The organism is Paenibacillus sp. P4_A9 (assembly GCF_056402415.1).
Genome location: NZ_JBFUHL010000053.1, coordinates 21334 through 32621, shown reverse-complemented (window position 1 = coordinate 32621; position 11288 = coordinate 21334). Strand labels below are relative to the sequence as shown.

Here is an 11288-nt window from a genome sequence, read left to right as displayed (position 1 = left end):
GTTGCAAATTCAACATATACTTATAATTGCCCTTATCGATGATGACAGCTTCTTGTTCCTCTAGTGACGTTTGTGTTTCCTCCAGAATTTGTCTTACACGTGAAGCTACCGTATCATCAACCTCATAGCAGCAKGCTCCGATCGAGGGGCCGATAGCGGCACGGATATCAGAGGGCTGACTACCAAAAGTATGTGTCATTAAGGATATTGTAGCCATGGAAATGTTTAACACAGATCCTTTCCAACCTGCATGCGCTAAACCAACTACTTGCTGAACAGGATCATAGAAATACAAAGGTACACAATCCGCGAATTGTGCGCAGAGAACGATCCCTTTCTCCTTCGTAATAAAACCATCCTTCGCTTGAAGCGCAGTTTCTCTGCGATCACGCCCCATGCCTTGCTCGTTTAGACTGACGATTGCGATGTCTTTCCCATGTACTTGTTCTGCATAAGTAAAAGACGTAAAGGACTGTCCTAAGGCATCAGCAATGCGCTCACGATTATGTACAACATCATCTCGGATATCGTTAACATGGAGTCCGCAATTTAGAGAAGCGAAGGGTGCCTGGCTTACTCCTCCTAAGCGAGAGGTAAAGCCCGCAGTTAATTCAGGAAATGAAGCTAGCCATGGTGCTATGTGTAAAAGGACCGGCTGATCCTCGTTAGATACGTTAGATTGTACGACAAATGGTTCCAAAGCCAATCTCCTCCATCCTGTCTTGTGTACCTCTACTTTAGCACACAAAATGAAAAGACACACGATGGCTGATAGGCTGCCTTAGTTACTAAGCAGCCTCATCCCGTGTGCCTAACCTCAATTCCGAAATTGACGATTAAATTCATATACCCCTTCGGTGTCATCCGTTTGACGGTACGGCCGAACGTCTTCTAGCTTCACGAGCACAACATCAGCACCAATTTTCACGATATGCTTCCAAGGAATAATGACATCAGTCCCTGTTCCGAATAATCCAAAAAATCGGCTCTGATTCGGCACAACAATAGACTCGATTCGTCCTTGGCGCAGGTCAAGCTCCAAATCACTGATTTGTCCAAGCTTTTTACCGTCCACAATATTAATTACATCCTTCGTCTGGAAATCAGATATTTTCATGAGGCCTATCACCACATATCTCATTAGAATTTGTACTGATTTTTCTATTAGTATATGTGCCTAATGGGCAAAATGTCCTTATCCGCGAAAAAAGACCTTCACGGCTTGTCTACCAAGGCCGATCCAGTCTTTGTAAATTGCACTTAGGATTTCACATGCTTCTGCATCTGACAAATCGCTGATTTCTCTAGCCTTGAGACCTGCGCTTGAGAAATGCCAATCTCATCTGCTACTTCCATCTGGGTCTTGCCATCAAAGAAGCGCATAGATAGAATCATCTTCTCTCTGGCATTCAGCTTTTGCATCGCTTCTCGCAATGCGATACCCTCAATCCATGACATGTCCTTATTACGCTCATCGCTTATTTGATCCATGACATAGATGGGATCGCCCCCATCATGATAAATGGGCTCAAATAAGGATACCGGATCTTGAATAGCATCGAGCGCGAACACGACATCTTCTTTGGGTACATTCAAAGCTTCAGAGATTTCATAAATAGATGGCTCGCGTGAGTTCTGATTCGTCAGACTGTCTCTAACTTGTAATGCTTTGTAAGCAATATCTCTCAAGGAACGAGAAACGCGAATCGGGTTATTATCTCGTAAGTAGCGGCGTATCTCACCTATAATCATAGGTACAGCATAGGTCGAGAATTTGACATTTTGACTTAAATCAAAGTTATCAATGGCTTTCATCAAACCAATACAGCCAACTTGGAAGAGATCGTCCACATACTCTCCACGATTGTTGAACCGTTGAATCACACTCAGTACCAACCTTAAGTTGCCATTGACCAATTTCTCTCTTGCAGTTCGTTCCTGTTTAGTTTGCAGGTCAGTGAACAACTCACGCATCTCTGCATTGGTCAGCACAGGCAGTTTGGCGGTGTCAACTCCACATATCTCAACTTTATTTCGGGTCACCGTGATTACCTCCCAAGGAGAAACATTACTGTTAATTATCCCCGTGAGCGGTCGATTTATTCCTGCCCTATCCCCTATTCAGCCACTTGACAAAAGTGTACCAACTCGCTCTCACCCGTGACTGCTGAACAATTTCGACATTTCCTGCCAAAAAAAATTTTAGACCATCTTGTTAAATTCTTTACGAAGCCTCTTTATGATCCGTTTTTCCAATCTGGAGATATAGGATTGCGAAATACCCAGCAGATCTGCAACGTCTTTTTGCGTCTTTTCTTCCCCATCCTGCAGCCCGAAACGAAGCTCCATGATAATACGCTCGCGTTCACTAAGCTTATCAAGCGCTTTATGTAAAAGCTTCCGATCGACTTGCTCTTCGATGTTGCGATAAATCGTATCATTCTCTGTTCCTAATACATCGGATAACAGAAGTTCATTGCCGTCCCAGTCAATATTCAACGGTTCATCAAACGAGACTTCCGTTCGAATTTTACTATTTCTGCRCAAATACATCAGAATTTCATTCTCAATACAGCGGGAAGCATAGGTTGCCAGCTTAATCTTCTTCTCGGGATCGAAGGTGTTGACTGCTTTGATGAGGCCGATGGCCCCGATCGAAACCAAATCCTCAATGTTAATCCCCGTATTTTCGAATTTCCTCGCTATATAGACAACCAATCTCAGGTTTCGCTCAATCAGCATAGCTCGAATAGCCGCGTCCCCGGATGGTAACTTTTCCAATAAGTATTCTTCTTCTTCACGTGTAAGCGGTGGTGGCAATGCTTCACTACCACCTATGTAATAGATTTCCTCACCTTTGAGACCCAGTAACATCAAAATGCGATAATACGCTAGTTGAAAAAGCAGTTTCCACTTCAAGAACATGTTAGTTTCCTCCTAAGCGTTTTGCTGTGGCAAAACTTTCTTCGTAAGCGTACCTTAAGTTTTGCCATAGCAAAACTGTCATCGTAAGCAAAAGCTGCTTTTTTCATTGGAAATCTTGCAATAATTACAGTGAAAGCGCTATCCAGTTGAAATCAATGCAGGATGGATAATCGCTTGATAGGAACCATCGCTGCAGAGCTTTCCTCCGTCTAGTCCGATAAGTACCTTCGTTGCCTCCAATTGCGAATCATTATGAGTGATCACCACCTTATCGGGCTTTATAGCCAGCATGAATTGCGTATTCCGGTTGACACCACGGTAAGGTACGAGACGCAAACGATCCTGCCAAATAAACTCTTCTACACCCAAGCCGCTAATGATTTGATCCACATCTGCTGATCTTATCCTTTGAAGCCACTGGGCAGGCAGGACATCTCCCCATTCCGATACCTCCATAACCATAACAGGGGTACGCGTTAATGGGTCATAAAGTTGATTACCCGTATCGATCAAGCCTTTGCAGGTGGCAATGAAATCCCCCACATAAATCGTGACCTCTGCCAAATAAGTTGTCATAACCTCGCGTTGCTTTGTACTTTGGAACACGGTTCGAAACCACCAAACAAGAGGAAGCAACAAAATGACCACAAACAGGATACTACCGATTTGAAATTGAAAGACGGCAACGCCAGATTGGGTGAATACAATTCCCTTCATCACATCAGAGGAAGATGCAAGCACATAATGGATTCCGAACAACCCTCCGGCAACAGCGAAATTGATGAGCAGAAACGTCCCCATGTTCCTTAATAAATTTTGTAACGAGCCGTAGCCAAAAGCGGTCATAATCATGCATGTACATAACATACATTTCACAGAAAATGTAAAAAGCAATGTTGGAACTGGTAAAAAAATCATCACGACATACAAAGCTCCTAAAGCTGCTGAAAGCGCGATCCTCCACCATTTGAACGCTATTTTCCGCGTTTTCGCCGTGACGATGAGTAAGGCCGCATCCACTAGAAAGTTCAGCAGGAAAATGAGATCCGCATAGACGACCATACCATGCCTCACCTCCAAGACGGACACTATCTAGCAAATTCGTGACGAAACTTTAAGGTTCTAAATCAGTATATTGGATTCCAAGTTCAAAGTCTGTCTAAACTTGCTAGTAGGAACCTACTTTTTTTGTCAGTTGACGCGGCCTCGTCCTGATGAGAAAAGCTTATAGAACAACAAAAAACCGAAGCTTCTACATCAAGTAGGGCTTCGGTCTCTAGACACATATTGTGTAATTATTTGTCAGTATTCCGTCCACGGTTACGCAAGAAAGTCGGAATATCCAATTGATCATTCGATGGCTGTGCGCCAAATGGTTTGAGATTATTCAATCGGTTGTCAGGAGCTGCCGTCTCTGGCTGTCCTGGTGATACCGGACGTTTGATAGACTGATGAATTGGAGCTGCTTTATGCTCGAAACCAGTTGCGATAACGGTAACTAGAATCTCATCCTTCAGCTTCTCGTCAATAACAGCACCGAAAATCATATTAACTTCGATATCCGATGCAGATGCCACGATATCAGCGGCCTCATTTACTTCGTACAAGCTAAGGTTCATACCGCCTGTGATGTTCATCAAAACACCACGTGCGCCTTCGATCGAAGTTTCTAGCAAAGGACTGGAGATCGCTTTTTTCGCTGCTTCAGCTGCACGATTCTCACCAGTCGCTACGCCGATCCMCATAAGGGCCGAACCGCGCTCTGTCATAATCGTTTTTACATCGGCAAAGTCCAAATTGATAAGTCCTGGTACTGCGATCAAATCAGAAATCCCTTGAACACCTTGACGAAGAACATTATCCGCTTCGCGGAACGCTTCAAGCATTGGTGTCTTTTTATCGACGATCTCAAGTAGTCGGTCGTTCGGGATAATGATAAGCGTATCAACTTTTTCTTTCAATGCAGCAATCCCTGCTTCTGCTTGTAGAGAGCGTTTGCGTCCTTCGAATGTAAACGGTCGTGTCACAACACCTACAGTAAGTGCACCTACTTCTTTGGCAATTTCCGCTATGACTGGGGCTGCTCCTGTACCTGTACCGCCGCCCATACCTGCCGTTACGAAAACCATATCAGCGCCGCGAAGCGTATTCAGAATCGTCTCCCTTGACTCTTCTGCTGCTTTYTTCCCGACTTCAGGGTTCGCACCTGCTCCTAAACCGCGGGTCAATTTATCGCCGATTTGCAATTTATGTACAGACTTGGCCAAATGAAGCGCCTGTGCATCCGTATTGACGGTAATAAATTCAACGCCCTTTACCCCGTTTTCAATCATGCGATTCACTGCATTGCTACCGCCGCCACCAACGCCAATGACTTTAATTTGAGCCAATTGGTCTAAATCCATATCAAATTCAAACATATGTGCCATATCCCCCTAACTTAACGTTCACTAAATGAATTCACTGAAGAAATTTTTGACCCGTTCAACCCAACCTGGCTTTTGACTATCGGAGGATTTTTTGGTAGTCTTCGTTGCCAGTTTCTTAGAAAAACCAGTATTACGATTCCTCAAAGATTTGGCGACAGATTGAATAATACCGACACCACTTGTGTAGGATGGATCACGTACCCCGATGAAATCAGGCACTGCAATACGAACAGACGTGGCAAGTTCGTTTTGTGCAATCGCCAGCATACCAGGCATACAGACAGTTCCACCCGTAAGGACATAGCCACCTGCTAGATTACCATAGCCTAAACGATGAACTTCCGCACGAATCAACTGGAAAATCTCTTCCACGCGCGGTTCAATGATATTTGCTAGATCCACTTGCGAGAACTCTTTTTCAACATTGCTGCCCATTCTCGTTACTTTAAACACTTGATCAGGCGCTGAATCTTCTACGGAAGCACAACCATATTTCAACTTGATTTTCTCCGCAATATCTAATTGCGTATGAAGACCAATGGAGATATCATTGCTGATAAATTCTCCGCCGATTTGAATCGTTGACGTAGCGACTAAATTACTCTCATCAAACACAGCAATTGTCGTTGCACCGGCACCAATATCAACCAGCACGGTTCCTACAGCCTTCTCATCTTTGGAAAGAGCCAAGTTTCCAGAAGCGTGCGACATTAAAATAAGTCCCGTAACCTTCAGTTCGGATTTTTCCACAACACGAGTTAAATTATGTATGCTCGTTTTGGATCCAGTAATAATCGTCGCTTCTACTTCTAAACGAACACCGATCATACCGCGTGGATCATTAATACCTTCTTGTCCATCAACCAAATATTGCTTAGGTACAACTCCAACTATTTCACGTTCGGGAGGTAAGGCGATGACTCTTGCCGCTTGAATGACGCGATCAATATCTTCTTCTCCGATTTCACGGTCTTCATTTGAAACAGCAACGACACCGTGACTAGATTGAAGAGAAATATGATTCCCTGAAATTCCAACGTAAACCTCGGAAATTTGTATACCGACCATTCGTTCTGCATGATCTATGGCACTGCGAATGGAATGTACAGTTTGATCAATATCAACGATTGCGCCTTTACGAATACCCTCTGACTCGGCAGATCCCACTCCTATTATATTAATGGTTCCGTTAACAACTTCCCCAATAATAGCTCGAAYTTTGGATGTACCGATGTCTAAACTAACAATGATATCATTGTTGCTCAAGCCCCTGGCACCTCCTGTAACTTAGGTAAAATTGCAAAATCTTCATAAATACTTTTATACGTATTCCACACAACCGCCATATTCCCTCTTTTTTCTACATTTTTTTTGCATTTAAAAACCAGCTTGAAATTCTCATCTTATTGTTGTGAAGTGCAAACATTCTCGTCTAGTAAATATATGAAAAAATACAGTAAGCAGATAGAGCCTATTTAACCATAAAACTAATTTTAACATTTTTTTCAGAGATTGAGTAGTCTTAGCTGCGTTTTTTTGTTAGTAACCCCACACTATGGCAGTTGTTACGGTTTTGGTGTTGGTTTCGGCGTAATCTTGGGATCTGCTTTGGGCTCTCCGCTTGTTGCAAATGGCGTATGATATTCGACTTCGAGCATGGTGATGACCCCATTCGTAATGTGATCCTCTACTAAACCAGCAATATAACCTGGCAAATTATCAATCTTATCCGGCAGATAGGCGATCGTTGTGTGGATCTCGAATTGTGATCGCGTATAAATCTTAATTTTGTCAGGGTATGATTCCGAAGGATCAGGCTTAATCTCAGAAACATCGGATAACGCACTCTGCGGGATTTCGTCTAGTACTTTACAAAGTGCAACTTTGTTAGGGTCATTATCGCTCCACCCCGTTAAAATTGGCATATCAAGCGGGATACCGCTTCCAACAGGCAGTAGAATGACACTGCCATCTGCAAGCACTGCTTGCTTTTTACCGTCAGGATCAATTTGAAATGCAACTTTCGGGAATTCTTCTACCTGAATGTGAATCACACCTGGAAAGGTCTTCTTCACGGTGGCATTTTTGATCATTGGAACCTTAGATATCCGCTCTCCAATTGTCTTTGAGCTCACTGCAAAAAAGCGGTCTCCTACGGCAACTTGACTAGCTTGTCCAATAATTTCAGAGGCTAATAATACATTTCCCTCAACCTCAACACGACTAATGCGACTTAGAGAAGATTGGAAAAACAAAATAATAAGCACCGTTATGAAAAAAATGATCAAAAATGAGAGCAGCTTCCGATTCGTACGCGTTCGCGGCTTAGGTACAGGCAGCGTAGGTACTTTGTTATCTTCGGACAAGAGGGGCACCACCTATTAGTATTTATGACTGTTGAAATGGAAAACCGTGAATCCCCTCCTGCTCGCAGGAAGGGATACGCGATTGTCACGCAAAATATTACTCACTGCGAACCGGAGCTTGACGAAGCACAGAGGCCCCAAGTCTGACTAGCATATGTTCTATCCTATCATAGCCTCTATCAATGTGATGAATTTGTTCAACGATCGTTGTGCCATGCGCTGCTAGACCGGCGATTACAAGAGCAGCACCAGCCCGTAAATCAGTTGCTTCAACCGTAGCCCCATACAACCTTGGCACACCGCGGATAAAGGCCGCATTCATATCTACGCGAATATCTGCACCCATTCGGGACAGTTCATCCACGTGCTTAAATCTACCTTCAAATATCGTTTCTTTCATCACGCTTAGTCCATCTGCTAGAGATAAAAGCACCATGACTTGTGATTGTAAATCCGTCGGGAACGATGGATGAGGCGAAGTCACGATACGTTCAACTGCCTTAGGTCTTGTCGGGCAGCTTACATGTATTATATCACCGTCTGCGATGATTTGAACACCTGCACGCTTAAGCACGTGGATGACCGAGGTTAAATGAGCAGGGTTTACTCTTTCCAAAGTAATATTCCCTTTGGTTGCCGCAGCAGCCACTAGAAACGTACCTGCCACAATGCGATCTGGAATAATCCGATACGTGCAAGGAGAGAGCGTTGTAACCCCGCGAATGGTAATGGTATCCGTCCCTGCGCCAATAATGTCAGCGCCCATCGCGTTCAAGAAATTTTGCAAATCCTGAATCTCTGGTTCACGTGCAGCATTATAAATCGTAGTGGTGCCTTCCGCTTTCACGGCGGCCATCATAATATTCTCGGTCGCCCCTACACTTGGAAAGTCCAGGAAGATTTCATTACCTTGCAGTGCTTCTGCGGTACAAACAATTTTATTGGCGAATTCTTCAATGTCAGCTCCAAGAGCCTGCAAGCCTTTGAGGTGCAAATCGATCTTACGTTCGCCGATCGCACAGCCGCCGGGTTGATACACGGTGACACTGCCGAATCTAGCAAGTAGCGGACCCATGAGAAAGATGGAAGATCGCATTTGACCCATCAATTCTTCGGGGATGTGGGAGGAATGAACTGTGGATGTTGTGATGGTTACCGTATCTCCTTGCTGCTCGGCTCGACAACCTAGCGCACGAAGAATGCGCAGCATGGTGTCGATATCGAGCAGATTAGGAACATTGTGTAAAGTATGCGTGCCGCTAGCAAGTAAGCAGGCAGCTAAAATTGGTAATGCGGCGTTTTTCGCGCCGTGTATCTGGATGGCTCCCGTGAGAGGTCTTCCACCTTCGATAACGAGCTTCTCCAAAATTCCACCTCCGATTTACCTCTCACCCATTACCAGAACTTCAGGTACTAGCTTGATATCGTACGCTTGCTCTACGATCTGCTGTACTTCGTTGATAAGAGTGAGAACGTCCTCGGCTGTAGCTTCTCCCGTGTTAACAATGAAATTGGCGTGAAGCATAGAGATTTCTGCTCCACCGACACGTTTGCCTTTCAGGCCTGCTTCTTCGATGAGCTTCGCTGCGAATCCCCCTTCGGGGTTGCGGAATACGCTTCCTGCGCAAGCTAATTGGAGCGGTTGCGTGCGGAGTCGCCGATCTCGGTAAGCCGCCATGGCCCCTGCGATTTCGTTGCGGTCTCCAGGCTGTAATTCAAAGACAGCCTCTGTTACAATGCCAGGCAATGTGTGCAAAATAGAATGTCGATAAGCATATTTTAAATCTTCTGCTTGCATGACGACCAATTCCCCTGTATCCAGGATGACTTCAGCCTGCTTGAGTATGCGTGACACATCGGACCCATGAGCCCCTGCATTCATGTAGACGGCGCCTCCCACAGTACCGGGGATCCCTGAAGCAAACTCCAGTCCGGTCAAACCTTCTTTGGCTGCGAGTACGGACAATTTAATGAACGAATAGGAACCACCAGCGAAGACCATCGCGCCCTCAAAGCGAAGTGTATCTAACGTCTGACCGAGCTTAATAACAACGCCTCGAATTCCTTTATCTCGGATTAACAAGTTGGAGCCTCGACCAATAATGGTCCAAGGTACGCCACGCTCATGGAGAAACTTGATCGCAGCAGCAACCTGCTCTTTGGAGTGTGGAATAATCAAGCAATCAGCCGGACCGCCGATTTTCCAAGTGGTGTAGGGAGCCAGTCGTTCATTCGTTCTTATCTCGCCAATATTTGATGCCTTTAAGTCGGCTATTAACTTCTGCATGGGAAAACCTCCTTCACAGAACGTAGGGCGAAATGTAAGTTCTAACAGTTAGAAGTTCCAACATTTCATTCATAAGGAGTTGGGCGAAGTTGGCCGGTCTTCGTTCCTTGATCACTTATGAAGCCTTAGGTGTCTGTCACGGTTATAGTGTAGTTTATGTAAAATCGGATAGAGTGTGACAATCGCCTATAGGCTTTAACAAAATCACAACGATTTGCTATGCGCTTCAATCAGCTTCACGATGGCAGCAACGGCGTCGCTCTCATTGCGCGATTGCATCGCTGCTTTATAAGCCTCACGGTTCTTATACAGCGCTTCGACATGTTCAGCTAGTTCATCAGCGGTTAGATCCTCTTCTTGGATCACATCGGCATAACCAGCCTTCTGGAAGGATGCTGCATTCAGAATCTGGTCTCCTCGACTTGCTTGTCTGGAAAGCGGGATTAACAGCATTGGCTTTTCCAAGCCTAGAAATTCGAAAATAGAGGTTGCCCCTGCTCGAGAAATGACAAGATCCGTCATTGCCAATACGTCAGGTAGCTCCTCGTTCAAGTACTCGAATTGCTTATAGCCACGGGTTTGAAAATGTTCCGTAGACACATTGCCTTTGCCGCATAGGTGCACAATTTGAAATTGCTGGAGTAAACGCCCCAGGTTCGTGCGTACAGCTTGATTAAGCACTTGCGATCCTAAACTTCCCCCCATGACTAGTATCACAGGCTTCTGAGAATGAAAATCACATAGCTGAAGGGCACGCGCTGCTTTCCCACTACCCATATGTTCACGGATGGGCAAGCCAGTAAGTACGGACTTTCCACCTTTTATATGCGAAAGTGATTCTGGAAACGTCACACAGACCTTCGTTGCAAATGGGATGGAAATTTTATTTGCAAGCCCTGGTGTCATATCGGATTCATGGATGATAACTGGAATGTTGTTCATGCGACTTCCAAGAACGACTGGAACGGAAACGAACCCGCCTTTCGAAAAGACAATGGCGGGCTTCAAGCGTTTAAGCAACCGATACGATTCATAAACACCTTTCATGACTTTGAAGGGGTCTTTTATATTTTTGAGATCAAAATAGCGTCGTAATTTCCCTGATGAGATCGGGTAAAAAGGAACCCCTTCTCGATCAATTATATCTTTTTCAATACCAGTAGCCGAGCCTATGTACTTGATTTCCCAACCTAGTTGCTTCAACTTATGCATCAGCGCTAGATTTGGGGTAACATGGCCTGCGGAGCCACCTCCAGTAAAAACGATCGTCTTCATTCCCCT

The 11288-nt window shown here is 44.8% G+C and carries 11 protein-coding genes; all 11 read right to left on the bottom strand.

Annotation, left to right across the window (positions count from 1 at the left end; translation table 11 throughout):
* Positions 1-700: peptidoglycan editing factor PgeF (pgeF, locus tag AC1DVJ_RS24255; RefSeq protein WP_477594175.1), on the bottom strand; the 700-nt coding region annotated here is incomplete at its 3' end.
* Between the two features lie 117 nt (positions 701-817).
* Entirely contained in the window at positions 818-1117 is a 300-nt protein-coding gene (locus AC1DVJ_RS24250; protein ID WP_310227040.1) for a YlmC/YmxH family sporulation protein, read from the bottom strand.
* Between the two features lie 143 nt (positions 1118-1260).
* On the bottom strand, positions 1261-2043 hold the full coding sequence (gene sigG / locus AC1DVJ_RS24245) for an RNA polymerase sporulation sigma factor SigG (RefSeq protein WP_477594172.1): 783 nt from the start codon (positions 2041-2043) through the stop codon (positions 1261-1263).
* Positions 2044-2202: 159 nt separating this feature from the next.
* A complete protein-coding gene (sigE, locus tag AC1DVJ_RS24240) occupies positions 2203-2925 on the bottom strand; it encodes an RNA polymerase sporulation sigma factor SigE (RefSeq protein ID WP_477594170.1) in 723 nt (240 codons plus the stop codon).
* A 138-nt stretch (positions 2926-3063) separates the two neighbouring features.
* Complete coding sequence (gene spoIIGA / locus AC1DVJ_RS24235) at positions 3064-3987, bottom strand: sigma-E processing peptidase SpoIIGA (protein ID WP_477594168.1); 924 nt, start codon at positions 3985-3987, stop codon at positions 3064-3066.
* 233 nt (positions 3988-4220) lie between these two features.
* Complete coding sequence (ftsZ, locus tag AC1DVJ_RS24230; protein WP_477594166.1) at positions 4221-5345, bottom strand: cell division protein FtsZ; 1125 nt, start codon at positions 5343-5345, stop codon at positions 4221-4223.
* Positions 5346-5375: 30 nt separating this feature from the next.
* Complete coding sequence (gene ftsA, locus AC1DVJ_RS24225; RefSeq protein ID WP_477594164.1) at positions 5376-6620, bottom strand: cell division protein FtsA; 1245 nt, start codon at positions 6618-6620, stop codon at positions 5376-5378.
* A gap of 299 nt (positions 6621-6919) precedes the next feature.
* Positions 6920-7720, bottom strand: a complete 801-nt coding sequence (locus AC1DVJ_RS24220) for a cell division protein FtsQ/DivIB (protein ID WP_477594162.1) — start codon at positions 7718-7720, stop codon at positions 6920-6922.
* A gap of 97 nt (positions 7721-7817) precedes the next feature.
* Positions 7818-9086 carry a UDP-N-acetylglucosamine 1-carboxyvinyltransferase gene (murA, locus tag AC1DVJ_RS24215; protein WP_477594160.1) on the bottom strand — a complete coding sequence of 423 codons (1269 nt, stop codon included), beginning with the start codon at positions 9084-9086 and terminating at the stop codon, positions 7818-7820.
* Between the two features lie 15 nt (positions 9087-9101).
* Complete coding sequence (murB, locus tag AC1DVJ_RS24210) at positions 9102-10007, bottom strand: UDP-N-acetylmuramate dehydrogenase (RefSeq protein WP_477594158.1); 906 nt, start codon at positions 10005-10007, stop codon at positions 9102-9104.
* A 204-nt stretch (positions 10008-10211) separates the two neighbouring features.
* Complete coding sequence (locus tag AC1DVJ_RS24205; protein ID WP_477594156.1) at positions 10212-11282, bottom strand: undecaprenyldiphospho-muramoylpentapeptide beta-N-acetylglucosaminyltransferase; 1071 nt, start codon at positions 11280-11282, stop codon at positions 10212-10214.
* Positions 11283-11288 lie beyond the last annotated feature (6 nt).

Excerpts from the sequence above, each read along its gene's own strand:
- AC1DVJ_RS24250 (WP_310227040.1), bottom strand. The coding sequence starts at position 1,117 with ATGAAAATATCTGATTTCCAGACGAAGGATGTAATTAATATTGTGGAC.
- spoIIGA (WP_477594168.1), bottom strand. The coding sequence starts at position 3,987 with ATGGTCGTCTATGCGGATCTCATTTTCCTGCTGAACTTTCTAGTGGAT.
- murB (WP_477594158.1), bottom strand. The coding sequence starts at position 10,007 with ATGCAGAAGTTAATAGCCGACTTAAAGGCATCAAATATTGGCGAGATA.
- AC1DVJ_RS24205 (WP_477594156.1), bottom strand. The coding sequence starts at position 11,282 with ATGAAGACGATCGTTTTTACTGGAGGTGGCTCCGCAGGCCATGTTACC.